Origin of the sequence: Flavobacterium sp. (assembly GCF_044348915.1) — a bacterium.
GTDB lineage: Bacteria > Bacteroidota > Bacteroidia > Flavobacteriales > Flavobacteriaceae > Flavobacterium.
Genome location: NZ_JBIKRX010000046.1, coordinates 1 through 22,992 on the forward strand (window position 1 = coordinate 1; position 22,992 = coordinate 22,992).

Annotated in this window: 27 protein-coding genes and 1 tRNA gene; 20 read left to right on the forward strand and 8 right to left on the reverse strand. The window is 34.1% G+C overall.

The window, feature by feature from the left end:
- Nucleotides 1-26 precede the first annotated feature (26 nt).
- Entirely contained in the window at nucleotides 27-617 is a 591-nt protein-coding gene (locus tag ACIQ1E_RS09080; RefSeq protein WP_396170718.1) for a lipocalin family protein, read from the reverse strand.
- A 245-nt stretch (nucleotides 618-862) separates the two neighbouring features.
- Here ACIQ1E_RS09080 and htpG point away from each other — a divergent pair, with 245 nt between their 5' ends.
- From htpG to ACIQ1E_RS09135, 11 genes are all read left to right on the forward strand, one after another.
- A complete protein-coding gene (htpG, locus tag ACIQ1E_RS09085; RefSeq protein WP_396170720.1) occupies nucleotides 863-2,746 on the forward strand; it encodes a molecular chaperone HtpG in 1,884 nt (627 codons plus the stop codon).
- A gap of 134 nt (nucleotides 2,747-2,880) precedes the next feature.
- Entirely contained in the window at nucleotides 2,881-3,285 is a 405-nt protein-coding gene (locus ACIQ1E_RS09090) for a DUF2721 domain-containing protein (RefSeq protein WP_396170722.1), read from the forward strand.
- A 76-nt stretch (nucleotides 3,286-3,361) separates the two neighbouring features.
- Nucleotides 3,362-4,756 carry a DUF1800 domain-containing protein gene (locus tag ACIQ1E_RS09095; RefSeq protein ID WP_396170724.1) on the forward strand — a complete coding sequence of 465 codons (1,395 nt, stop codon included), beginning with the start codon at nucleotides 3,362-3,364 and terminating at the stop codon, nucleotides 4,754-4,756.
- A 12-nt stretch (nucleotides 4,757-4,768) separates the two neighbouring features.
- Nucleotides 4,769-5,938 (forward strand): DUF1501 domain-containing protein, encoded by a 1,170-nt coding sequence (locus ACIQ1E_RS09100; protein ID WP_396170726.1) that lies wholly within the window; start codon nucleotides 4,769-4,771, stop codon nucleotides 5,936-5,938.
- Nucleotides 5,939-6,007: 69 nt separating this feature from the next.
- Nucleotides 6,008-6,238 carry a uroporphyrinogen decarboxylase gene (locus ACIQ1E_RS09105; RefSeq protein ID WP_396170728.1) on the forward strand — a complete coding sequence of 77 codons (231 nt, stop codon included), beginning with the start codon at nucleotides 6,008-6,010 and terminating at the stop codon, nucleotides 6,236-6,238.
- A 154-nt stretch (nucleotides 6,239-6,392) separates the two neighbouring features.
- Complete coding sequence (aqpZ, locus tag ACIQ1E_RS09110; RefSeq protein WP_396170730.1) at nucleotides 6,393-7,100, forward strand: aquaporin Z; 708 nt, start codon at nucleotides 6,393-6,395, stop codon at nucleotides 7,098-7,100.
- Nucleotides 7,101-7,175: 75 nt separating this feature from the next.
- The gene (locus ACIQ1E_RS09115; RefSeq protein WP_396170732.1) at nucleotides 7,176-7,778 is read left to right on the forward strand and encodes an alpha-ketoglutarate-dependent dioxygenase AlkB family protein; all 603 of its coding nucleotides are present in this window, start codon (nucleotides 7,176-7,178) and stop codon (nucleotides 7,776-7,778) included.
- Between the two features lie 45 nt (nucleotides 7,779-7,823).
- Complete coding sequence (locus ACIQ1E_RS09120; protein ID WP_396170767.1) at nucleotides 7,824-8,651, forward strand: sterol desaturase family protein; 828 nt, start codon at nucleotides 7,824-7,826, stop codon at nucleotides 8,649-8,651.
- Between the two features lie 122 nt (nucleotides 8,652-8,773).
- Nucleotides 8,774-9,052 carry a DUF2805 domain-containing protein gene (locus tag ACIQ1E_RS09125; RefSeq protein ID WP_133275992.1) on the forward strand — a complete coding sequence of 93 codons (279 nt, stop codon included), beginning with the start codon at nucleotides 8,774-8,776 and terminating at the stop codon, nucleotides 9,050-9,052.
- Between the two features lie 112 nt (nucleotides 9,053-9,164).
- Nucleotides 9,165-11,024 (forward strand): peptidase M61, encoded by a 1,860-nt coding sequence (locus tag ACIQ1E_RS09130; protein ID WP_396170735.1) that lies wholly within the window; start codon nucleotides 9,165-9,167, stop codon nucleotides 11,022-11,024.
- Between the two features lie 126 nt (nucleotides 11,025-11,150).
- A complete protein-coding gene (locus tag ACIQ1E_RS09135; protein ID WP_396170737.1) occupies nucleotides 11,151-11,861 on the forward strand; it encodes a DUF4369 domain-containing protein in 711 nt (236 codons plus the stop codon).
- A gap of 74 nt (nucleotides 11,862-11,935) precedes the next feature.
- Here ACIQ1E_RS09135 and ACIQ1E_RS09140 read toward each other — a convergent pair whose 3' ends face one another.
- The 7 genes from ACIQ1E_RS09140 to idi all read right to left on the reverse strand — a co-directional run bounded on the left by ACIQ1E_RS09140 (nucleotide 11,936) and on the right by idi (nucleotide 15,657).
- Entirely contained in the window at nucleotides 11,936-12,415 is a 480-nt protein-coding gene (locus ACIQ1E_RS09140; RefSeq protein ID WP_396170739.1) for a hypothetical protein, read from the reverse strand.
- Between the two features lie 226 nt (nucleotides 12,416-12,641).
- A tRNA-Thr gene (locus ACIQ1E_RS09145) sits at nucleotides 12,642-12,715 on the reverse strand.
- A 75-nt stretch (nucleotides 12,716-12,790) separates the two neighbouring features.
- Nucleotides 12,791-13,060 (reverse strand): hypothetical protein, encoded by a 270-nt coding sequence (locus ACIQ1E_RS09150; RefSeq protein WP_396170741.1) that lies wholly within the window; start codon nucleotides 13,058-13,060, stop codon nucleotides 12,791-12,793.
- Between the two features lie 57 nt (nucleotides 13,061-13,117).
- A complete protein-coding gene (locus ACIQ1E_RS09155; RefSeq protein ID WP_396170743.1) occupies nucleotides 13,118-14,080 on the reverse strand; it encodes a type I phosphomannose isomerase catalytic subunit in 963 nt (320 codons plus the stop codon).
- 84 nt (nucleotides 14,081-14,164) lie between these two features.
- Nucleotides 14,165-14,620 (reverse strand): peroxiredoxin, encoded by a 456-nt coding sequence (locus ACIQ1E_RS09160; protein ID WP_396170744.1) that lies wholly within the window; start codon nucleotides 14,618-14,620, stop codon nucleotides 14,165-14,167.
- On the reverse strand, nucleotides 14,620-15,030 hold the full coding sequence (locus ACIQ1E_RS09165; RefSeq protein ID WP_396170746.1) for a 6-pyruvoyl trahydropterin synthase family protein: 411 nt from the start codon (nucleotides 15,028-15,030) through the stop codon (nucleotides 14,620-14,622). Before ACIQ1E_RS09165 ends, ACIQ1E_RS09160 begins: the two co-directional genes overlap by 1 nt.
- Before the next feature lie 99 nt (nucleotides 15,031-15,129).
- Nucleotides 15,130-15,657, reverse strand: a complete 528-nt coding sequence (gene idi / locus ACIQ1E_RS09170) for an isopentenyl-diphosphate Delta-isomerase (protein ID WP_396170747.1) — start codon at nucleotides 15,655-15,657, stop codon at nucleotides 15,130-15,132.
- 259 nt (nucleotides 15,658-15,916) lie between these two features.
- Between idi and ACIQ1E_RS09175 the strand changes: the two genes are divergently transcribed.
- The 9 genes from ACIQ1E_RS09175 (at nucleotide 15,917) to ACIQ1E_RS09215 (ending at nucleotide 22,873) form a co-directional block, all read left to right on the forward strand.
- Nucleotides 15,917-17,029, forward strand: a complete 1,113-nt coding sequence (locus ACIQ1E_RS09175; RefSeq protein WP_396170749.1) for a bifunctional methionine sulfoxide reductase B/A protein — start codon at nucleotides 15,917-15,919, stop codon at nucleotides 17,027-17,029.
- A gap of 405 nt (nucleotides 17,030-17,434) precedes the next feature.
- The gene (gene glgA / locus ACIQ1E_RS09180) at nucleotides 17,435-18,661 is read left to right on the forward strand and encodes a glycogen synthase (protein WP_396170751.1); all 1,227 of its coding nucleotides are present in this window, start codon (nucleotides 17,435-17,437) and stop codon (nucleotides 18,659-18,661) included.
- 24 nt (nucleotides 18,662-18,685) lie between these two features.
- Complete coding sequence (locus tag ACIQ1E_RS09185; RefSeq protein ID WP_396170753.1) at nucleotides 18,686-19,747, forward strand: hypothetical protein; 1,062 nt, start codon at nucleotides 18,686-18,688, stop codon at nucleotides 19,745-19,747.
- Between the two features lie 47 nt (nucleotides 19,748-19,794).
- Entirely contained in the window at nucleotides 19,795-20,661 is an 867-nt protein-coding gene (locus ACIQ1E_RS09190; RefSeq protein WP_396170755.1) for a TolB family protein, read from the forward strand.
- Nucleotides 20,662-20,943: 282 nt separating this feature from the next.
- Complete coding sequence (locus ACIQ1E_RS09195) at nucleotides 20,944-21,300, forward strand: bleomycin resistance protein (RefSeq protein WP_396170757.1); 357 nt, start codon at nucleotides 20,944-20,946, stop codon at nucleotides 21,298-21,300.
- A gap of 11 nt (nucleotides 21,301-21,311) precedes the next feature.
- Entirely contained in the window at nucleotides 21,312-21,893 is a 582-nt protein-coding gene (locus ACIQ1E_RS09200) for a peptidylprolyl isomerase (RefSeq protein WP_396170759.1), read from the forward strand.
- Between the two features lie 138 nt (nucleotides 21,894-22,031).
- Entirely contained in the window at nucleotides 22,032-22,310 is a 279-nt protein-coding gene (locus ACIQ1E_RS09205; protein WP_396170761.1) for a rhodanese-like domain-containing protein, read from the forward strand.
- Between the two features lie 6 nt (nucleotides 22,311-22,316).
- Complete coding sequence (locus tag ACIQ1E_RS09210) at nucleotides 22,317-22,631, forward strand: rhodanese-like domain-containing protein (RefSeq protein ID WP_396170763.1); 315 nt, start codon at nucleotides 22,317-22,319, stop codon at nucleotides 22,629-22,631.
- A complete protein-coding gene (locus ACIQ1E_RS09215; RefSeq protein ID WP_396170765.1) occupies nucleotides 22,631-22,873 on the forward strand; it encodes a hypothetical protein in 243 nt (80 codons plus the stop codon). The genes ACIQ1E_RS09210 and ACIQ1E_RS09215 overlap by 1 nt, the downstream gene beginning before the upstream one ends.
- The last annotated feature ends 119 nt before the right edge of the window (nucleotides 22,874-22,992 follow it).

Genomic DNA, 22,992 nt, shown 5'->3' on the forward strand with positions numbered 1-22,992 from the left:
AGTCTGCATCTTCCTTAAATCGCTTGTTAAATTTTATTGAATTCACACCTATAAATTTCTCCCTTGTACTCATTTGACAAAGGTAATACTATTTTCGTTTTTGGGCGGCCTAAACGCCTATACCTATAAATTTTTTCAAATTGATAGGTAATATCCTTTTTTTGACCTCCTACATCAATTTTATCAACCAATTGGAAAGATGTTTCGGTTTGATTGGCCACTCGCAATAAATAACCTGATGTAACAGTTTTTGATTTCACCCCAGCATCCACAATTTTTAAAACAAACATCCCGTCTTTGTTGATACTCCAAACTATTGGGGAACTAAATGCAGGGCAATTGGATGTTGCAATACTCATATATCCTTTATTATTATTCGAAATAAAATTCCAATTACTTCCAATAAAACATTGTGAATCTGCAATTCCGAAGGAATCAACTTTAAAATAATCAGATCCCGGATAAGAAACCTTGGTGATTTTCCAGTCTCCCTTTATGGCAACTTGAGAACTTTTGTCCAACTTAGTGTTGGCTACTGGCGCAGCAGCAGGTGCAGAGGTAGACTTGCAAGCTATTGCAAAAATTAGTATTAAAAATAATGCGGCAAATTTCTTCATAATTTATTTCTGTATTAAGTTAATAAGTAAAATGTAGTTTATAAATTTATAATTTTATTTTCGAAAAAACAGTATAAAATTTTAAAAAACTGTTTTTAATACTTCACAAAACCAACGAACATTCAAGATCTTCTACTTTTTCATAAATAATAAATGATAAAATGTCATTTTGTCACATTCATATGAATTGGTATCTTATTTGAAAGCAGAATTACCAATTAAAATAATTTTAAAAAACTTCAACTATGACAACTGGAAAAATTAATGTTTCGGTAGAAAACATCTTCCCTTTGATTAAGAAATTCTTATACAGCGATCACGAAATATTTTTACGTGAGTTGATTTCTAACGGAACGGATGCAACCCTAAAATTAAAACACCTTACAAGTGTTGGTGACGCCAATGTTGAATATGGCAATCCAATTTTAGAAGTGAAAATTGATAAAGAAGCTAAGAAATTGCACATTATCGACCAAGGTTTGGGTATGACCGCAGATGAAGTAGAAAAATACATCAACCAAATTGCTTTTTCGGGAGCTGAAGAATTCTTAGAAAAATACAAAGATTCTGCCAAAGATTCTGGAATTATCGGTCATTTTGGGCTTGGTTTCTATTCTGCATTTATGGTCGCTTCTAAGGTAGAAATCATTACAAAATCATACAAAGATGAGCCAGCGGCACATTGGATTTGTGACGGTAGCCCAGAATTCACTTTGGAACCTGCTGACAAAACCACTCGTGGAACTGAAATCATTTTGCACATTGCCGAAGATTCACTAGAGTTTTTAGAAGAGTTCAAAATCAAAGAATTATTGAATAGATATAATAAATTTATGCCTATTCCAATAAAATTTGGGACTAAAACAGAAACACTTCCAAAACCTGAAGATGCTCCTGAAGATTACAAAGCGGAAACTATTGAAGTAGACAACTTCATCAACAACCCAAATCCTGCTTGGACAAAACAACCAACAGAATTGACTGATGAGGATTACAAAAGTTTCTATCACGAATTGTATCCAATGCAATTCGAAGAGCCTTTATTCCACATCCATTTGAATGTAGATTACCCATTCAATTTGACAGGGATTTTATATTTTCCAAAATTAGGTGCTGATTTACAAATTCAGAAAGACAAAATTCAATTGTACCAAAATCAGGTTTATGTAACGGATAACGTTGAAGGAATCGTGCCGGAATTTTTGACAATGCTAAAAGGAGTTATCGATTCTCCAGACATTCCATTAAATGTATCTCGTTCTAGCCTACAAGCAGACGGAGCAGTGAAGAAAATCTCAAACTACATTACTCGTAAAGTGGCTGATAAACTGAAATCATTGTTTACAGAAAACCGCGAAGAATTCGAGAAAAAATGGAACGACATCAAAATTGTACTTGAATATGGAATGCTTTCAGAAGAGAAATTCTACGAAAAAGCCGATGCTTTTGTTTTGTACCCAACGATTGATGACAAATTCTACACTTTAGCAGAATTGAAAGAAAATCTTAAGGCAAATCAAACGGACAAAGACGGAAAACTAGTAGTATTGTATGCTGGAAATAAAGAAGCTCAACACTCCTATATCGAAATTGCTCAAGAAAAAGGATATGAAGTTTTACTATTAGACTCGCCTATTATTCCACACTTGATTCAAAAAATAGAAAGCAATAATAACGATATGACTTTTGTTCGTGTCGATTCTGATCATATCGATAATTTGATTAAAAAAGAGGAAACGACTATTTCTAAATTATCGGATACTGAAAAAGAAACTTTAAAATCATCATTAGAAGCTTATATTCCAAAAGCATACACAGTACAAATGCAAGCTATGGACAGTCAAGCAGCGCCATTTATCATCACGCAACCTGAATTTATGCGTAGAATGAAAGAAATGAGCCAAACTGGCGGTGGTGGAATGTTCGGAATGGGCAATATGCCAGAAATGTATAATTTGGTAGTCAATACCAACTCTGAGTTGGCTTCCAATATTTTGAATACCGAGGACAAAACCACTCAAGAAAACTTGGTAAAACAAGCTTTAGACTTAGCAAAATTATCTCAAAACCTATTGAAAGGCGAAGAACTTACGGCTTTCGTGAAAAGAAGTTTTGAGTTGATAAAATAATCCTCCCCTAGCCCCTCCAAAGGAGGGGAACTGAAACCTGCAAGTGAAAATTTGCAGGTTTTTTTGTTTTTAAAACGAAATATTGACTAAAGAATCCCGAACTTTGAAAGTGAAATTTAAACCATCAATTAAAAATGACTTTACAAATAGAAACTCCCGCACTACTTTTCTCTGCCACTTCCTTGATTTTATTGGCTTATACCAATCGATTTCTGACTATTGCAACTATTATCAGAGGATTAAAAAAAGCGTATAAAGAAAAAGCCAGCAGTATGGTTTTATTAGAAATAAAAAACCTCAACTTGCGACTGACACTAATTCGATTTATGCAAATGGCCGGTGTTTTAAGCTTATTCTTGTCGGTATTTACGATGTTTTTATTATTTTTAGATGAGCAAGAATTTGGTGTTTATTTTTTTGGATTAAGCCTTCTTAGTTTGCTTATTTCATTGGGATTATCATTTTGGGAAATCAACATTTCGGTTGGCGCGCTTAGAGTGCATTTGAGCGATTTGACCGAAAAAAAAGAAGCAGCATAATTTCTGGACATCTCTTAATAAAAGTGATTAAACCTTTTTAGAAAATCTAAGTCAAACTTTTATAACACTTTTGATAATGGACAAAAACACTCTTTGGTCACTACGTCTCGGATATTCGGCAAAGCAAGCAAAAACAATCGAAAAAATTGGCTTGAAATCATTCTTAGAACAATCTTTTAGCACCCCTGTTGATTCTAAAATACCCAGTTTTCTTGATGATAGCCCTAAATCAGCTCAAGAATTTAAAGAATCCAGAAAAAAATTAAAGGCATCAAATCCCACAGAAATAAAGGAGTTACTTAAAAAGGAAGCGCAAACTTCTTTCGAAATGAAAGCTTGGTGGATAGAGAAAATGTACCAAGACGAATTTCCGCTTCGCGAAAAAATGACTTGTTTTTGGCACAATCATTACGTTTCGACTTTTCAAAAAGTGAAGGTAAATTATTGGGTATTTCAGCACAATCAAATTCTTCGAGAAAATGCTTTTGGCAACTTCAAAACCATAACCAAGAAAATCATCAAATCCAATGCGATGGTTCGCTACTTGGACAATATTGACAATCGAAAAGACAAACTCAACGAAAACTTAAGCCGAGAATTACTCGAACTTTTTACCCTTGGCATCGGAAATTATACGGAACAAGATATAAAAAACGGAGCCAAAGGTCTTGCTGGACTTGGTATTGGCGAAGAAACTGCGGTTTACAGAAAGCTTTTTGAAGACAATGAACCTTTCGATTATTTAGGTAAAAAAGGCAATTTCAAAATCGATGAAATGATTGACATCATTTTCGATCAACCTAATATTCCTTATTTGATTACCCGAAAAATTTTAAAATGGTTCATTTACGATAATCCAAAGGAAGAATTAGTCAAGTATTATGGAGATTATTTCAAGAAAATGAATTTCGAAATTCAACCTTTGCTTACCAAAATATTCACTGAAGAATTTGACAAAAACAATGCTGGTGCCAAAATAAAAAACCCATTAGAATTCAGCTTGCAGTTAATCGATGAACTTAATGTAGAAAATCCTAGCAAAATTTTAATAGCAATATTTATCAAACAACAAGGAATGGATTTGTTCAACCAACCCAATGTAAAAGGATGGGATGGAGGAAATTCGTGGCTCACTTCACAAATTTTCTTGCAACGTAATACTGTTGCTGATTTGCTTTGCAATGGTAAAAATTTAAGCCGAGCCAAGAAAGAAATAGGTGAAAATTCGATGATGGATAAAAAATTAAAAAAAGAGATTAGCGTTAGACTAATTTGGAACAAAGAAGAAAATAACAAAGAAATAATTGCCGACCTCTCGAACCGTTTATTGTTTCAAACAGACAAAAACAATCAAGCCGATTTTGAACAAATATTAAAATACGACTTCGACAGCAAGACCAATGGCTCTGATAATGCGGTAATGCGCTTGTTCAACTTTATGGTAAAAACACCCGAATTCCAACTCATTTAAAAATCAAGAAAAATGGACAGAAGAAAATTTTTAGCAATCACAGGAACATTTACTGGCGGTTCACTCCTATTGCCTGATTTTCTATATTCATTTGGCACACAAACCAACTTGGTTTTGGGAGAGCAATGCCTAGTTTTCATTCAATTGAACGGAGGAAATGACGGTTTGAATACTTTCATCCCTTTTGAAGACGCGCTTTATGCTAATTTACGTCCCAATATTGCTATTTCAAAAAATGAAGTTCTGAATTCAACCAAAGGAATGGGTTTTCATCCTGCTCTGAAAGGTTTTGCAACAATGCAACAAAATGGTGATTTGTCTGTGATACAAAATGTAGGATACAAAAATCCAGTGCGTTCCCACTTCAGAAGTCAGGAAATTTGGCAAACGGCACCAACCCAACAAGAATATTTGAATGATGGTTGGCTGGGGCGCTATTTGGATTTACAATGCAAAGAACATCAACCCACTGCGGGAATAAACATCGACAACATCGACAATCTAGCCTTAAAAGGCGAAGAACCCAACTCAATTACTGTAAAAGAGCCGAACCGCTTCGTTGTAAAAGGTAAAGCCGAAACGGAAAGTCAGCTATCCACTAATCCACAACTGGATTTTGTTCGAAAAATAGCCAATTCTGTTGTTGAAGGTTCAGATGAGATTCAGAAAGCATTAGCAAAATCAGCTCCTTCAGATGTCGTTTATCCTAAAACGGATTTAGCAAAAAACCTCGAGTGGATTTCGAAATTGATAAAAGGAAACCTGAATTCTAAAGTGTATTATACTTCCTTAGGTGGTTTTGACACCCACGACAATCAGCTTGCCATTCACAAAAACAAATTAACAGATCTCAATGATGCTGTATTTAGTTTCTATACTGATTTAAAAAAATCACAGCAATTGCAATACGTGACTATTGTAGTTTTCTCTGAATTTGGTCGACGCGTTAAAGATAACGGACGTGGAACCGACCACGGAACGGCTGCACCAATGTTTGTCATCGGAGGAAATAATCGCGGAAAAATCCTTGGACGAAATCCTATCCTTTCAGATTTAGATAATGGCGACCTGAAACACGAGATTGATTTTAGGAGCGTGTATGCTTCCATTTTGAAAAATAAATTGCATTTTGATGCCTCCAAAATTGGCATTCAAAATAAAGCATTGGATGGTTTGTTTTAAAAAACACAATGATTTAGCCAAAAATCACAACAATAGTTTACTTTTGCCCTCCACTAAAAATAAAAAATTATGTTTGATATTTCAATGACAGAATGGGTAGGCTATTTAGCTTCTTTAGTTTTAATGATTTCATTTTTGATGAAAAACATCAACACCCTTAGAATTATAAACTCTACAGGATGCTTCTTATTTGTAGTCTATGGATTTATGTTGGCTACCTCTTGGCCAATTATCATTTCTAACACCTTTATTTTGGGGGTTAATATTTTTTATTTGACAAAGCACTTTCGAAATAAATAACTTTTTTTCTCTTCAAATAAATTCCCGATTAGTCGACTTAAAATTAATTTACAGGCTCAAATTTTGTCATAAAGCGAAAAAATTAACAACTATTTTTGATTTTAAAATACATTTACCTTAACTTCGTATGTATTAACAATCTAAAATATACATTATGAGAAAATTATTGGCTGAGTTTTTTGGAACTTATTGGTTGGTTTTTGGTGGTTGTGGTAGCGCTCTTTTTGCAGCAGGAATTCCCGATTTAGGAATTGGATTCGTAGGAGTTTCTCTTGCATTTGGTTTAACGGTACTAACAATGGCTTATGCTGTTGGACACATTTCGGGTGGGCATTTTAATCCAGCAGTCTCTTTTGGTTTATGGGCCGGAGGACGTTTTTCTGCCAAAGAATTGGTTCCTTACATCATTGCACAATGTGCTGGAGCAATTGCTGCTGCAGGAACTTTGCTTGCCATTGCTTCTGGAAAAGCAGGTTTTGCTATCGATGCCACCAAAGCAGGTGCTTTTGCCTCTAATGGTTTTGGTGCTTTTTCTCCCGATGGATATTCAATGCAAGCAGCCTTTATTGCTGAGTTCATATTAACTATGTTTTTCTTATTAGTAATCCTAGGAGCTACTGATAAATTTGCCAACGGGAAATTCGCCGGTATTGCAATTGGCCTAGCTTTAACATTGATTCACTTAATCAGTATTCCAATTACAAATACCTCTGTAAATCCTGCTCGTTCATTGTCTCAAGCCATTTTTGTAGGTGGTGAACCATTATCACAAGTTTGGTTGTTTTGGTTAGCACCAATATTGGGAGCTATAGCCGCTGGATTCATTTATAAAAATTTACTTCAAGATAATTCAGAGGCATAATTTCATTTTATATTACCTTACACTAAAGAGAAAAGCGAAGATGAAAATCTTAGTTTTTCTCTTAATTTTTGTTCAATGAATTTACTTTTTCAATCGGAACCCATAGTTTTCAATCTGCCAGATGCAGCAATCATCTATTTTCCTCATTTTTTTGACAAAAAGGAGGCCGATGCGATTTTTGCAGCATTAACTAATGACATTCTTTGGCAACAAGATGATATTCGAGTTTTTGGAAAAACCCATCCGCAACCAAGATTAACAGCACTATACGGAAATCAAGGAAAAACCTATTCCTATTCAAATATAAAAATGGAACCACATGCTTGGAATCCGCTACTTAAAAAGATAAAGGCAAAGATTGAAGGTATTTCCAATACCAATTTCAGCACAGTACTGCTCAACCTGTACCGTGACGGAAAAGATAGTAATGGTTGGCACGCTGATAATGAAAAAGAATTAGGACAAAATCCAATAATTGCCTCCGTAAGTTTTGGAGCCGAAAGGATTTTTCAACTGAAACACAACAGTATTTCTAATGCAAAACTAAATATTGTCCTAGAAAATGGAAGTCTATTGCTAATGCAAGGAAGTACTCAGCATTTCTGGAAACATCAAATTCCAAAAACTGCAAAACCAATTGGTTCGCGAATCAATCTAACATTTCGCCTTATAGAATAAATAACACTACTAAAATTAGTAACTTTGAAATCCAATACTTTGAATATGAATGAAATTATTTCCTATTTCTCAACTATTCCATCCTCTCATAGAAGCTTGATTCTTGTTGGTGGAATCACATTTTTTTGGCTAATTGAAAACACTTTTCCCCTATTTAACTTCAAGTATAAAAAATGGCAACACGCAGGAATCAACTTCTTCTTGACGTTTACCACCATACTGATCAATTTTACATTAGCCTTTCTATTGTTTAAAACTTCCAACTGGACTATTACCAATAATTTTGGCATATTACAATGGATACCATCAATGCCTACTTGGCTGTATGCATTAGTTGGTTTGCTCTTATTAGATTTTATTGGGGCTTATTTGGCTCATTTTATCGAACATAAGGTCAAATTCTTGTGGCGATTTCATTTGATACACCATACCGACACTTGGATAGATACAACATCTGGGAATAGGCATCATCCTGGCGAAAGCGTCATTCGTTTCGTGTTTACAACTCTTGGTGTTTTAATCGTCGGAAGTCCAATGTGGCTCGTCTTTATGTATCAAACGCTGTCTGTCGTTTCCACACAATTCACTCACGCCAATATTGCATTACCTCAAAAATTAGATGCGTTTTTGAGCTATTTTATAGTATCTCCCAATATGCACAAAGTGCACCATCACTACAAATTACCGTATACCGACAGTAATTATGGTAATATTTTTTCTGTCTGGGATCGCCTTTTTGGCACCTTTATGTATCTTCCCAACCAAGAAATCATTTATGGAATCGATACACATATGAAGCCTGAAGAGCATAATCAATTGGGAAAATTGCTAAAAATACCTTTCCAAAAACCCCGATCCCCCGAAAACAACTAAAAAACATAAAAAAATTTAGCTTTAAATTAAAAGTAATTATTTTTTTTATTAATATTGGTCAAAGATTTAAAAACAAAACCATTAAAAACAAACCTTACTAAAATTGAATTAATTTTCACCTAATGAAGAAGAGTAGCCGCATAGAATTGAATTGGGAACAAACAGAAAAACTTGTTACGTTCGCCTTAGAAGAAAGAAACCCGTTTGAAATCATCAAAAAAGAATTTGGGTTATCTGAAAAAGAGGTTCTTGAAATCATGAAAAAAAAGATGCCTGCTGAAAAATACGAAATGTGGAAAAAGAAAGCTTTGGCCAGTAAACCAAAACCAAAACCTGCAAAAATAGATGATTTTGATGAAGATTTGGATGGCAAATATTATATAAAAAACAAACTCGATTAAATTGAAACTCCTGTTTTAGGAGTTTTTTTTCTTAAAATACTATCCTAAAATACATTCCCCAGTAACATTTACATCCTAACTTAGACTTACCAAAAAACAAAATAAACACAACATGAAAAAAATACTATTTGCATTCGCATTTGCAACCATTCTATGGAGCTGTAAAACCACAAGTTCGTCAACTGCTTCCAGTCCAAAAGAAGACATTCAGGTCAACATCAATCTTAACGAAATTAAAGATGACAAGGTTTTAGTTACGGTGAAATCACCAAAAATCAAAACAGATGAAATAACGTATCATATCCCGAAAACAGTTCCCGGAACCTATTCTCAAGATAATTATGGCAAATATATCGAGGATGTAAAAGCCTATGACAAAAATGGGAATGCATTGAACGTAAATAAAAAAGACACCAATTCTTGGACAATCTCTAATGCTAAAAAGTTAGACAAAATCACCTACTTGGTCAATGACAGCTATGATACCGAAAAAGGTCAAGGTTTTGGTGGTGGTGATATTTTTTCACCAGCAGGCTCGAATATTGACGCAGGTAAAAATATAATGCTTAACACCCATTGTTTTGTAGGTTATTTTACAAATTATATGACTGTTCCTTATAAAGTAACTGTTTCGCATCCAGCTGAACTTTGGGGCGCTACTTCAATGAGAGACTTAGATCCGGCGAACACAATTGACTTGTTTGTGACCTCACGTTATGCAGAGTTGGTCGAAAATCCAATTATGTATTCAAAACCAAACCACACGACTTTTGCAGTTGATGATATGGAAATTCAAATTGCGGTGTATTCTCCATCAGGAAAAATTACCGCAGAAGATATTACTCCAGATATGAAAACCACGATGATGGCTCAAAAAAGATTTTTGGGCCCAATAAATTCAACAAAAAAATATAGCATTCTGTTGTATCTATCGACAATGAACGAAGACGCACAAGGTTTTGGAGCATTAGAACATCCAACAGCAACAACCGTTGTTTTCCCAGAAATGATGACAAAAGAGGAACTAAACGAACAGCTTAAGGATGTAGTTTCACATGAATTTTTTCATATTGTGACTCCATTGACCATTCACTCTCAAGAAATTCAAAATTTCGACTACAATGATCCGAAAATGTCTGAACATTTATGGATGTACGAAGGAGTAACAGAATATTTTGCAAATCTTTTTCAAATCAACCAGGGACTAATAGCTGAAGACGAGTTTTACGCTCGGATTGCGGGAAAAATAGAACATGCAAGCACCCTCAATGACACTATGCCGTTTACAACCATGAGTAAAAACGTTTTTGTAGAACCGTACAAAGCCCAATATTTAAACGTGTACGAAAAAGGAGCATTGATAGGCTTGTGCATGGATATCATTATCAGAGATAACAGCAATGGCAAAAAAGGAATTCTGGATCTAATGCAAAAATTATCCTCAGAATATGGTGTAAATAAAGCCTTTAATGACGAAGAACTTTTTGCCAAAATAACTCAATTGACTCATCCAGAAGTTGGAGAATTCCTGAAAACTTATGTTGCCGGCCCCACTCCAATTCCTTATGACACATACTTAGCAAGAGTTGGTCTAACAAAAAAAACCATAAAATCACCAACAAATGTCTTCCTAAAAGGTCAAGCTCCTTATATAACGGTAAATCAATCAACCAAAGAAATTATCGTTCTTCCAAATATCGAATTAAACGAATTTTATACAAATCTTGGACTCAAAGGTGGCGATATTTTGATAGCCATAAACGACAAAAATTATTCTTTGGATAACATCTATGATATGATTATGGAAAGTGAAAAATGGAAAGAAAACGATCCTATATCAGTCAAAATCAAAAGAGACGGAAAAGAACAAATCATAAATGGGAAAGTAAAACTTCCTTATGAAGACAAAGATAGTTTTGAAGCCACTGATGCTTCTAAATCTACTTTGAAAAATGCTTGGCTAAAAGGCTAAATACAATTTCATTTTCTATACAAAACCAATTTAGAAATAGATTGGTTTTTTTATTAATTTAAAGTGGCAAAAAGCAAATATATCCTTCAATTTGCTTTATTTTGCAAAAAAAATAAAAAACACCTAATGAAAAAATCTATAGTTGCGATTCTTTCGCTTTTAGTTTTGGCTTCTTGTAGCAAAGAAGTGTCTCAAACCAATTTACATTTAACAGGAAACATCAAAGGACTAAAAAACGGCCTGCTTTACATACAAAGAGTAGTAGATACAAGCCTTGTCGCAATTGACACTATTAAAATTGATGGCGATTCTAAATTCGAAACCAATATCGATTTGAAATCACCAGAGATGCTATACTTGTTTTTAGACAGAGGTGTAACCAACTCATTGGATAATAACATTTTGTTTTTTGCCGAAGCAGGTACTATAAATATTGATACGAATTTAGATTCCTATATCGTTAGTGCAAAAATTACAGGTTCAAAAAATCAAGAAAAATACGAAGAGTATCAAAAAATGAACACTCGTTATAGAGATGAGAATTTAGATTTGATTCAGAAAAAATTTCTTGCCTTAAAAAATGGCAAACCATTGACTTTAGATAGCTTGAATGCAAAACAGGAAAATAATACAAGAAGAAGATACTTGTTCGCTACCAATTTTGCCATCAACAACAAAGACTACGAAGTGGCTCCTTATATCGCTTTGACGGACATCTACGATATCAATGTTAAATATCTAGATACAATTCAAAAATCGATGACTCCTAAAGTAGCGCAATCTCTTTATGGAAAAAAACTTACGGAATATTTATCTAAAGTAAAAGCTCAGAAATAAGGCAATTTTATATGAAACAGAAAACCCGTCCTGAAACAAATCAGGACGGGTTTTTTGTTGAGATCAATTCCTAGTTAATGATTAAAAGCTGCAGCCACAGCTACTACAATTGCTCCAATTATAAATAATGCATAGAAACTCAAGGTTACTATTGCCATAATTCCAATGAATTTATAATGTGACTTTAAATACTCGAAAGAACTTGCAAGCGCAGCCGAATCATTACTTTTAAAAGCAAGCTTCAGATTAGCTGCAAATTTATTCAAATAATAAATGGGAAAGAAATAAAGAGTCGCAATCAACAAGTAAAAAAAAGTTATTATCATCCCAAAAGAGGAACCAAACATCCCCATTTGTCCCATAGGCATCATTTGTCCGACCGACGAAAAAATCGCCCCTGCAAACAAGGCAAATACAACAAAAAAACCAATCATAATGTATCCTAAAATCGATAAAAAATAGGCCCATTTTGCAGCTTCTCTTAAAAATCCTTTTGCAGATTCATTCAAATGCAATTCTATTACTTCTTCTTCCATATCATTGTATACTTCCATAACTTGTTTTTTTTTATCAAATTTAATGAAATTTCTTAGAAAAAAACGAAATTTTGAAAATTAATAATTTACACCTCATCTTTCGCTACAAGCCCTTAAAACAAAAAATCACCTAACTTTCGTTAGATGGTTTTTACTAAAGAGCCGGCGGAGGGACTTCCCGAATCGTCCCAATATTTTTCAAAATAAAAAAACCGTCCCGATACATCGGGACGGTTTGTGATTGAGCCGGCGGAGGGACTCGAACCCACGACCTGCTGATTACAAATCAGCTGCTCTAGCCAACTGAGCTACGCTGGCGACTCATTACGGGTGCAAATATAAGTCTGAATTTTAATTTTCCAAAAAAAACCAGACTTTTTTATTGACTTTTTTTTATTGTAACTCGTTGATTTTAGCAATCAATTGATTAGCAGTTTGTTCCAATTCAACATTTATTTGTTTGAAATGGGCTTTTTTATTATCAACGTTTTTAGCATTAACTTTAGTAATTAAAGCGTCAAATGCAGCAATTGCTTCGTCTATTAAAGCGTTAGTTTCTGTTGTTGGTTTTCCTGTGGTAGAAATTTCAAACAAGTAAACTGCTTCAATAATATCTCCTAAAACGTAGTTGATGTCTTTTTTTAAATTCTTAACGTTTGCCATTTTATTTTTTATTTTAATTTGCGATTGCAAAAGTACACATAATCTTTGTATTAACGACTATGAAATATAAATTTCTAAAACTGAAGCTTTTCCGTTGATCGTAAAAGTTTTTAAGTCAGCAGGTATTAAAACAGTATCTCCTTTGATATAGTTGAATTTTGTACCTTCATATTCCAATTCGTAACCACCATCAACACACATATAAACGGTAAAGGAATCTCCTGATTTATTTACTGGAATTGTTCCATCCAATGGTATAAATTTAGTGGTAAAATAAGGACAATCTACAACATTATTCGATTGATTTAAGTCTTTATTGTATTTTTTATAGGTGTCAATTCTATCATAATTGATTGCGTCCAAAGCCAAATCTACGTGTAATTCCCTGTGATTCCCTGCGGCATCGACTCGATCAAAGTCATACAAACGATAGGTAATATCAGAGGTTTGCTGAATTTCGGCAATTACCAATCCCGCTCCAATGGCGTGAACCGTTCCTGTTTCAAGAAAGAATACATCACCTTCTTTTACGGCAACATAGTCAAGAATCGAAAGTAAGGTTTTGTTTTCTAAATTTTCAACATACTCAGCAGCATTTGAATCTTCTTTAAAACCAACAATTAATTTAGAATCTTGATCTGCCTGAAGTACATACCACATTTCGGTTTTCCCAAAAGAATTGTGACGCTTCTTGGCCAATTCATCGTTAGGATGCACTTGAATCGATAAATCTTCGCGAGCATCTAGGTATTTGAACAATAAAGGAAATTGATTTCCGAATTTTTTATAAACCTCAGTTCCCAAAATTGCAGATGGATTTGAAGTAATCAAATCATTGAGCGATTTACCAGCCAATTCTCCATTGGCAACAACACTTACATCACCTTCGACAGTAGATAATTCCCAACTTTCACCTGTGATTTTGGAAGTAATTGGCTTATTTAGAATTGTTTTTAGTTTTTCACCTCCCCAAATTCTTTCTTTCAGGATGGGCTCAAATTGTAATGGATATAATTTCATAATGCAGCAGATTAGTCTAAATTTTTAAAGCATCGCGAAAGTACAAAAAATCCTCGAATGCTAAAAATAAAACCAATCTGTATATTACACTATCTTCTTAACAATCGCTAATGCTTTCGGAATATGGTTTGAAGCATTCATACTGTCGAATATCAACTGAATAATTCCGTTTTTGTCAGCAACGTAAGTCACTCGACCTGGAAGCAAGCCAAACAAATTAGTTTTAACTCCAAAAAGATTCCTGATCTTTTTATCCGAATCCGAAAGTAAAATAAAAGGCAAATTGTATTTTTGAATGAATTTTTCGTGCGAAGCTGCACTATCGCCACTAATACCAATTACCTCAGCACCCAAATCTTTGAAATCTTCGTATTGATCCCGAAAACTGCAAGCTTGAGCGGTACAACCTGGCGTATTATCTTTTGGATAAAAATAAAGCACAACAGGTCTGATTCCAACAATTGCAGAACTGTCAAAATAATTACCACTGCTATCTATTGCTGTAAAATTGGGGATTTTATCGCCTATTTGTAATGCCATTATTCGCCTCTATAAGTTACAAAGTTTCTCGGTGTTTCGTATAAAACCACTTCTAAATCAAGTTCAGATTTTAGTTTCATTCTGAGTTTGTTCCAAATAACAACCACAATATTTTCGGCGGTTGGATTTAGGTTTTCAAATTCAGGCACATCCAAATTCAAGTTTTTGTGATCAAATGGTTTTTCAACCTCGGCCAAAATCAAATCGCTTAAATGCTTAACATCCATAACATAACCTGTTTCAGGATCTATTTCGCCGGTAACACTGACGATCAATTCGTAGTTATGCCCGTGAAAATTGGGATTGTTGCATTTGCCAAAAACAGCATCGTTTTGCACGAACGTCCAATCTTTTCGATACAATCGATGAGCGGCATTGAAATGGGCTTTTCTGGATATGGTAACTCTCATTTAAAGTTGGAGGTTAGAGGTTAGAAGTAAAGTTTAAAGGTTTAATGGTTTAAAGGTTTAAAGTTAAGTCTGAAATCTGCTCCCGAAAGCATTCGGGACTCAAATCTTATGATCTTCTAAAAAATGATAAAACTCATCGAAAATAATTTTGAACCAAACAGTGTAGATTTCGGGATGCAACTGAATGTCGTTGGCTACATCTTCGATACTCATCCATTTCCAACTTTCTACTTCGTCAGGATTTATTTTTGGCTCGTCATTGTAATAACCAATCATGACGTGATCAAGTTCATGCTCAGTCAGTCCGTTATCGAATGGTGCTTTGTAAATAAAATGAAACAATTCTTTCAAACCGGTAACAAACCCCATTTCTTCGTGTAATCTGCGGGTTCCAGCTTGAATATTAGTTTCGCCGTCGCGCTGATGACTGCAACACGTATTGGTCCATAATAACGGGGAATGATATTTGTGATGCGCCCTTTGCTGCAACATGATTTCATTTTTATCATTTAACACAAACACTGAGAAAGCACGGTGTAAAACTGCTTTTTTGTGAGCCTCCATTTTGGGCATTAGCCCTATTTGCTCGTCATTTTGGTTGACCAATATTACGTTTTCTTCTTCCATCGTATAATTATTAGGACAAAAATACGAAAAAAGGCTTCCCTTTTTGGCCGTTCCAAAGTTTGTGAAAAGTTTAACGACTGTTTAGAATTAATAAATGTTAATTTTATGCTTTTCAAAATCATCATACAAATTTGAGCAATAAGTACTAGGGTAAAGAGCTATAAACGTTACTATTTTAACAAATATAGTTCATTTGTAAAGTAGATGACATTCATTTTTTGATATCCTCATTAATTTTGAAAATAAAAAAAAGCACATTATGAAAACAAAAAATAAAATTCAAATGCTACCCTTCTTGATGCTATTGTTTATGCTTCAAGCTTGCGGGCAAACAACTAACAAAAAAAACAACTCTCAAACGACTTCAAATATGGAAAATACAATCAACAAACCCGAAAATCCCTATTATTCAAATACCGATAAAACCAAACTTCATGTTAGTAACGTTCTATGGAAAAAAGTGCTATCCCCAGATTTGTACGCCGTTTCCAGAAATGCCGATACCGAAAGAGCCTTCACCGGAAAACTTTGGGATTTAGATGAAAAAGGAACCTACTACTGCGCGGCTTGCGGAAACAAGTTATTCAAATCAGATCAAAAATTTTCCAGCAGTTGTGGTTGGCCAAGTTTTTTTGAACAAGACAATAAAAACAGTGTGGTTTACAAAGATGACAATTCCTATGGAATGAAAAGAATAGAAGCACTTTGCGGCCGCTGCGACGGACATTTAGGACATCTTTTTGACGATGGGCCTGCACCAACTGGCAAGCGATACTGTATGAATTCAATTGCGTTGGATTTTGTTCCAGATGCTGTTGCTGCAAATCAAAATAAAAACAATTTAGAAACTATCACACTTGGTGGTGGTTGTTATTGGTGTGTGGAAGCAGTTTACGAAAAGTTAAACGGCGTAAAATCGGTGGTTTCAGGATATGCTGGAGGAAAAAATGCTAATCCTACTTATGAAGAAGTTTGCAGTGGAACAACAGGTCATGCTGAAGTAGTGCAAATTACATTTGATAATAAAGTAACCAACATTGATGAAATTTTCAAAGTATTCTTCACTGTTCACGACCCAACCACGTTAAATCGTCAAGGCGCAGACAGAGGCACACAATACCGTTCTGTTATTTTTTATGCCAATGACGAGCAGAAAAATGAAGGCAAATCAATTATTGGCAAACTAAGCTCAGAAAAGGTTTTTGACGACCCTATTGTGACAACTCTAGAACCCCTGACTCAATTTTATAAAGCCGAAGATTATCATCAGAATTACTACGAAAACAATAAGAAACAACCCTATTGCGAAATGGTAATTCAACCCAAAATCGAGAAATTCGAAAAGGTTTTTAAAGACCGATTGAAAAAATAAAATTTAAATTGATATGAAAACCGGAAAGAAATTTTCGGTTTTTTTTGCAGCAACTCTTGAAATTTTAGGTTCTACTGGTATCTGTGTGAAAGACAAAACAATTTAAACCATTAAGTTCATTAAGAAAATTAAGATCAGTTGTGCGCTTAACTTTCTACATAAACTCATAATGTTTAAAAAATGAATGTTTACGAAAATTTTTACCCATTAAGTAGAAATTAAACTTAAAGTCTTTCTTAATGAACCTTACTATTCTTAATGGTTTTAAAAAAATGAATGTTCACAACATTTCCAGTAGAACCAATTTTATACATATTTCAGTCCTTGTTTTTACGATAGCTACTTGATATTTATTATATTTGAAAAGCAAAATAATTTCTTTTTACAATATAAAATCTTACTACAATGAAAATAGCTTTATTTACCAACGAATTTCCTCCCAACATTTACGGTGGTGCAGGTGTTCATATCGATTTTTTAAGCCAAGAATTAGCCAAATTAGGTCAGGTCGAGGTACGTTGTTTTGGCGACCAAAATGTAGATACAGATTCGATACACGTTCGCGGAATCAATTCTTCGCTTACTAAAATGGTTGACGATGCCAATCCGCACATCAAAATGTTTCACAATATGAGTCGAAATGTAGAACTGTCGCAAGCCACGCCTGAGGCCGATGTTATTCATTGCCACACTTGGTACACGCATCTTGCCGGAATTATGACACGCGAATTGTTGCAATCACCATTGATTTTGACCACACACAGTTTAGAAACACATCGTCCTTGGAAAGTGGAACAACTGGGCAATGGTTATTTTCTTTCGCGTTGGATAGAAAACAGCACTTATAACACCGCCGACGGAATTATTGCCGTGAGCCAACAAATGAAAGAGGATGTTGTCCAAGCCTACGGAGTGAATCCGGATAAAGTAACGGTGATTCATAACGGAATTGATCCAGAATTCTACAAACCAACTTTTGATAATAATCTTCTTGTAGAGTTAGGAATTGACCCCAACATTCCTTTTGTGTTATTTGTCGGAAGAATTACCCGCCAAAAAGGGATTTCGCAATTGATTTCTTCCGCTAAACATTTCAACAAAAATTGCCAAATCGTACTTTGTGCTGGAGCACCTGACACCAAGGAAATTGCCGAAGAAACCGAAGCTTTGATTGCGGATTTGAAAAAAGAAAGAGACGGCGTAATCCTCATCTCAGAAATGTTGCCACGCGAAAAAATAAAAGTGTTGTACAGTCACGCACGCGTTTTTGCCTGTCCGTCCTTATATGAACCTTTTGGCATCATCAATCTCGAAGCAATGTCTTGCGAAACGCCTGTGGTGGGAAGCCACGTGGGTGGAATTCCAGAAATCATTGTCGAAGGAGAATCAGGCTATTTGATACCGCTCGAAAGTGTTTCAAGAACCGATTTTAACCCTGCCAATCCCGAAGCTTTTCAAAAAGCTTTTGCAGCCAAAATTAATATTTTGTTAGAGAACGAAGCCTTGGCAACCCAAATGGGAAAATCAGGAAGAGAACGCGTTCTGAAAATTTTTAGTTGGGAATCTATCGCCAAAACCACCTATGATTATTACCAAAAAGTGATTGATGGTTTTGTGAAAGAGAAGGCTTGATAATTACCTCTAAAAAATAGTAAAATGGATAAATGGAATGAAATCTGTTTTTTAATAAAAAAACATTCACAAGAAAATTCTAAAGAAGCATTTTTTCAAAATGAAGTAGTCAATATCTTTGAAAAGTTAGGCTGGTCAAGATATAGGGATGAAATTGAAACGGAAAAAAGTTTTCCTATTGGAGCGAACAATAGGTTAAGACTGGATATTTTAATTAGTCTCGAGGGAGAAAAGCTATTCGCAGTAGAGTTGAAAAGAGCAACTAATCAAGGAAGTGTGAGGATTTCTCAACAACTTGTTTCTTATATGCTGCAATTGAAAATGAAATTTGGATTTTTTATAGGAGAGAACATCCAGCTCTTTTATGATGACCCAAACGACAATAAACATCCTATTAAATTAATTGAAATTGAGTTTACTGAAAATAACCAAGAAGGTCTACAACTAATTGAAATCATAAAAAGGAACACATTTGATAAACATAAATTGATAAATTATTGCAATCAAAAATTAAAAGAAATTGAAGAAAATAAATCGTTAAATGATCTTATCGATTTTTTTACTTCAACTCAAGGCAATGAATATGTTTTAAAACTTATTTCTGATGATTTAAAGGATAAACAGGGTCCAAAAATTTTTGAAGAGTTAAAAAGTAAAATTTCTATTGAAATCACCAACAAATCATCTTATTCTAAAACTGAAAACATAGATTATTTAAGAAAAAATTTGAGAAATATAGAAGTTAAAAGAACCTATTCTAGTTTGAAAGATAATAATATTGAACTACCCATTGGAAAGTATGTGAGAGAAACTTTAAATGAATTAATAATTGATAATTTGATTAATGCCGAAGAAACTGCGAAATTGCAAAGAGCAGATTATTCAAAACAAACATTTGATATTCAATTTCCTTTCTTAAAAAAAACTTTAAATCGAGATGACCCCGATTGGATACGCTATTGGAAACCTCCAGTTAGTATTAATAGAGAAAGGTACTTCGTTTGTTCACAATGGTACGAAGTGTCTGCCAATAATGACAGACCGTATTATGAAAATTGGCTAAAAAAAATAAAAAGTAATTGTTAGTATTCTTCTTAAGTGCAAAAGCAATACAAACAGTAAAATAATACTTTATGAAATTAAACCGCTTACTATTTTTAATTGTATTACTCTATCAATATGGATTTGCACAACCAGCAACTGAAGTGTATTTGCTCGATATAAAAAAAGATGGGAGTTCTTTTAGTATCGTCCCAAACACAAAACCTATAAACATTAGTAATAATGAAGGCTACGATAACCAACCTAGTTTTATCGAAAAGCTAAATGCTGTGGCGTATGTAAGTTCTAAAAACAAGAAATCCACTGATGTTTTTTTATACGATTTAGCTACAGCCAAAACCAAACAATTTACTAATAATAGCCAAGCAGAATATTCTCCAAAAACTACTCCAGACGGTAAGTTTATTTCTGTGGTCAAAGACACAGACCAAAATCTGACCCGAATTTCGTTAGATGGTTTAGTTACTGAAAAACTCTATACTTCAAAGGATTCAATAGGGTATTATTGCTGGTTGAACGAGTCCGAAATTGCAGCGTTTACCTTGTCGAAACCAAAAGTTACTTTAAAATTAATCCATATTATAAACAAAACTGAACAATATCTGACGGACAGCATCGGACGGAGTTTGTATCAATACCAAGATGGAATTGTAATTTGTCAGAAGCTAAAAAAAGGAAATTGGGTTTCATTTATTGATAAAAAAGGGGCGATAACTCAACTCATAGAATTGCCAAAGAATACCGAAGATTTTTATTTAACTGATGATGGATGGTTGTTTTCTTCGAATGAATCTAGCCTTATTTATTGTAATGTAAAGTCTAAAGACAAAGCCTGGCAAGAATTAGCCAATTTGAAAGCAATGGGAATTTCTAAAATATTTCGTTTAGCTGTAAACCGCGAAAAGAACAAACTTGCTTTTGTTTCTGAAGGATTGTAAAAAAAAAAATTGAAATAAGCAGGAGTAGAATCTCGCAAGCAATGTTATTAAGTTAAGGAATAATTGACACTAATTAACCGTCTCTTCGAGTGATTTTTGTAGTAATGCGATAGCTTTACTATAAAAATAGTATCGAGAAGCCTTTAATAGTAGTGTTCTCGATACATCCCGATAAAAATCTGGACACTCCAACAGAAGAGGACTCATACTTAACTTAATGACATTGAGTTTGAGATAGCACAAGATAGAAAATCTAACTGCACTTTAAAATAATAAAAAAGTATGCTCACAGCCATTCATCCAAAGTTACCCATGCGCGACAAAAAGGACACAAGGAACTTTTACAGCAAAAATTTAGGCTTTCAAGAATTTGGAAGTGCTGACTTTGATGGTTATTTGATGATGCAAAAAGACGGCATTCAAATTCATTTTTTTGAGTTCAAAACATTGGATCCAAAAGAAAACTATGGTCAAGTTTACATTAGAACTGATGATATTGACAACTTTTACCAAACGTTGTTGGACAATAAAACAAGCATTCATCCCAACGGACAATTAGAAATAAAACCTTGGGGACAAAAAGAATTTTCTGTACTTGACCCAGACAACAACTTGCTGACTTTCGGACAAAGTATATAATAACTAACAAAATGATGAAAAAAACCTCCTTAACATTACTTTTATTATTTTTTCTTATCGCGAATATTTCCGCACAGAAGAAGGAAATTTGTATTATTAAAACTGCTGCAGGCGATATTACTGTCGAATTGTATCCTAAAAAAGCACCTATTACGGTCGCCAATTTCTTGAAATATGTCGATGCCCATTTGTATGACAACACCAACTTTTTCCGTTCGGTAACTTTAAACAATCAAGCAAAAGATTCCGTCAAAATTGAGGTCATTCAAGGAGGAGAAGTTGATTCGACCAAAGTTTTTGCGCCTATTCTACTCGAAAGAACTTCAAAAACTGGTCTGTTTCATAAAAACGGAACAATTTCTATGGCGAGAGACAAACCGGATTCTGCCACTTGCAGTTTCTTTATTTGCATCAATGACCAACCTTCTTTGGATTTTGGTGGCAAAAGAAATAAGGACGGACAAGGTTTTGCCGCTTTTGGAAAAGTAACTAAAGGAATGGATGTAGTCAAAAAAATTCAACTACTCTGTCCAAATAGCGACCAATATTTCAAACCACCTGTGACGATTTTGACCATCATTCGTAAAAAGTAATTCTCATTTTTTTACATATTTCAACTTGTGTAACCAAAGTTACTTTCTATGGACAATCCTTGGTTTACTTTTGTGCCATAATAATTCGAAAAGTATTTTATCAAATATAAAATCATTTAAAACGAAAATAAAATGGATATGGAAAAAATAATAGCAGAAAATCTAGGTACTATCGTAGATGTGAGAACGTATGGGGAATTTAGTGGCGGCAACGTAGTAGGTTCCATTAACATCCCGTTGAATGAAATTCCAGCAAGAATCGAAGAATTAAAAGCGATGAAAACACCACTTGTTTTATGCTGTGCATCAGGAATGCGAAGTGGTCAAGCGCATCATTATTTATCACAAAACAACATCGAATGTTATAATGGTGGCTCTTGGCTTGATGTAAATTACTATAAATCCAAAAACAACTAAATTAAAATGATCAATACATTAAAAAAATTATTCGGTATTGGACCAGGAGTAAACTATGCTGAATTGGTAAAGGACGGCGCCATCATTTTGGACGTTCGTTCTAAATCGGAATATGCTGGCGGGCATATCAAAGGTTCTATCAATATTTCAGTAGATACTTTACGAAATAATTTAGGAAAACTAAAAGACAAGGATAAACCCATCATTACTTGTTGTGCATCTGGAATGCGAAGTGCTTCGGCCAAAAGCATTCTAGCTTCAAATGGCTACTCCCAAGTATATAATGGTGGCGGTTGGTACAGTCTTCAAAATAAATTATAATGGACAAACAAACCTTACTCACCGATTGGAATTTTATGCGGATTCTACGTTTAGTATTGGGGATTTATATCGCCATTAAAGCAGTGGAAACCCTGAGTATTCTTTCCGGATTCTTTGCAGCCTTTTTTATATTTCAAGCCATAACCAATAAAGGTTGTTGTGGTTCTAATGGTTGTTCTGTGCCAATCAAGAAAAATAATTCTGATAAAACTGAAGAAGTAGCATACGAAGAAATTAATTAGTCATTCCTTAAAAACAAATTAACAATCTGATTGTTAATAACTTATGATAAAATAATATTAAAAAAGGCTCTGTTAAATTGCCAAAAAGTGTATATTTCGGTATAAAAAAGTGGCAATAT

What these genes read in the sequence shown, in the direction of transcription:
- ACIQ1E_RS09080 (WP_396170718.1), bottom strand. Translation starts at nt 617, where the DNA reads ATGAAGAAATTTGCCGCATTATTTTTAATACTAATTTTTGCAATAGCT.
- htpG (WP_396170720.1), top strand. Translation starts at nt 863, where the DNA reads ATGACAACTGGAAAAATTAATGTTTCGGTAGAAAACATCTTCCCTTTG.
- ACIQ1E_RS09090 (WP_396170722.1), top strand. Translation starts at nt 2,881, where the DNA reads ATGACTTTACAAATAGAAACTCCCGCACTACTTTTCTCTGCCACTTCC.
- ACIQ1E_RS09095 (WP_396170724.1), top strand. Translation starts at nt 3,362, where the DNA reads ATGGACAAAAACACTCTTTGGTCACTACGTCTCGGATATTCGGCAAAG.
- ACIQ1E_RS09100 (WP_396170726.1), top strand. Translation starts at nt 4,769, where the DNA reads ATGGACAGAAGAAAATTTTTAGCAATCACAGGAACATTTACTGGCGGT.
- ACIQ1E_RS09105 (WP_396170728.1), top strand. Translation starts at nt 6,008, where the DNA reads ATGTTTGATATTTCAATGACAGAATGGGTAGGCTATTTAGCTTCTTTA.
- aqpZ (WP_396170730.1), top strand. Translation starts at nt 6,393, where the DNA reads ATGAGAAAATTATTGGCTGAGTTTTTTGGAACTTATTGGTTGGTTTTT.
- ACIQ1E_RS09115 (WP_396170732.1), top strand. Translation starts at nt 7,176, where the DNA reads ATGAATTTACTTTTTCAATCGGAACCCATAGTTTTCAATCTGCCAGAT.
- ACIQ1E_RS09120 (WP_396170767.1), top strand. Translation starts at nt 7,824, where the DNA reads ATGAATGAAATTATTTCCTATTTCTCAACTATTCCATCCTCTCATAGA.
- ACIQ1E_RS09125 (WP_133275992.1), top strand. Translation starts at nt 8,774, where the DNA reads ATGAAGAAGAGTAGCCGCATAGAATTGAATTGGGAACAAACAGAAAAA.
- ACIQ1E_RS09130 (WP_396170735.1), top strand. Translation starts at nt 9,165, where the DNA reads ATGAAAAAAATACTATTTGCATTCGCATTTGCAACCATTCTATGGAGC.
- ACIQ1E_RS09135 (WP_396170737.1), top strand. Translation starts at nt 11,151, where the DNA reads ATGAAAAAATCTATAGTTGCGATTCTTTCGCTTTTAGTTTTGGCTTCT.
- ACIQ1E_RS09140 (WP_396170739.1), bottom strand. Translation starts at nt 12,415, where the DNA reads ATGGAAGTATACAATGATATGGAAGAAGAAGTAATAGAATTGCATTTG.
- ACIQ1E_RS09150 (WP_396170741.1), bottom strand. Translation starts at nt 13,060, where the DNA reads ATGGCAAACGTTAAGAATTTAAAAAAAGACATCAACTACGTTTTAGGA.
- ACIQ1E_RS09155 (WP_396170743.1), bottom strand. Translation starts at nt 14,080, where the DNA reads ATGAAATTATATCCATTACAATTTGAGCCCATCCTGAAAGAAAGAATT.
- ACIQ1E_RS09160 (WP_396170744.1), bottom strand. Translation starts at nt 14,620, where the DNA reads ATGGCATTACAAATAGGCGATAAAATCCCCAATTTTACAGCAATAGAT.
- ACIQ1E_RS09165 (WP_396170746.1), bottom strand. Translation starts at nt 15,030, where the DNA reads ATGAGAGTTACCATATCCAGAAAAGCCCATTTCAATGCCGCTCATCGA.
- idi (WP_396170747.1), bottom strand. Translation starts at nt 15,657, where the DNA reads ATGGAAGAAGAAAACGTAATATTGGTCAACCAAAATGACGAGCAAATA.
- ACIQ1E_RS09175 (WP_396170749.1), top strand. Translation starts at nt 15,917, where the DNA reads ATGAAAACAAAAAATAAAATTCAAATGCTACCCTTCTTGATGCTATTG.
- glgA (WP_396170751.1), top strand. Translation starts at nt 17,435, where the DNA reads ATGAAAATAGCTTTATTTACCAACGAATTTCCTCCCAACATTTACGGT.
- ACIQ1E_RS09185 (WP_396170753.1), top strand. Translation starts at nt 18,686, where the DNA reads ATGGATAAATGGAATGAAATCTGTTTTTTAATAAAAAAACATTCACAA.
- ACIQ1E_RS09190 (WP_396170755.1), top strand. Translation starts at nt 19,795, where the DNA reads ATGAAATTAAACCGCTTACTATTTTTAATTGTATTACTCTATCAATAT.
- ACIQ1E_RS09195 (WP_396170757.1), top strand. Translation starts at nt 20,944, where the DNA reads ATGCTCACAGCCATTCATCCAAAGTTACCCATGCGCGACAAAAAGGAC.
- ACIQ1E_RS09200 (WP_396170759.1), top strand. Translation starts at nt 21,312, where the DNA reads ATGATGAAAAAAACCTCCTTAACATTACTTTTATTATTTTTTCTTATC.
- ACIQ1E_RS09205 (WP_396170761.1), top strand. Translation starts at nt 22,032, where the DNA reads ATGGAAAAAATAATAGCAGAAAATCTAGGTACTATCGTAGATGTGAGA.
- ACIQ1E_RS09210 (WP_396170763.1), top strand. Translation starts at nt 22,317, where the DNA reads ATGATCAATACATTAAAAAAATTATTCGGTATTGGACCAGGAGTAAAC.
- ACIQ1E_RS09215 (WP_396170765.1), top strand. Translation starts at nt 22,631, where the DNA reads ATGGACAAACAAACCTTACTCACCGATTGGAATTTTATGCGGATTCTA.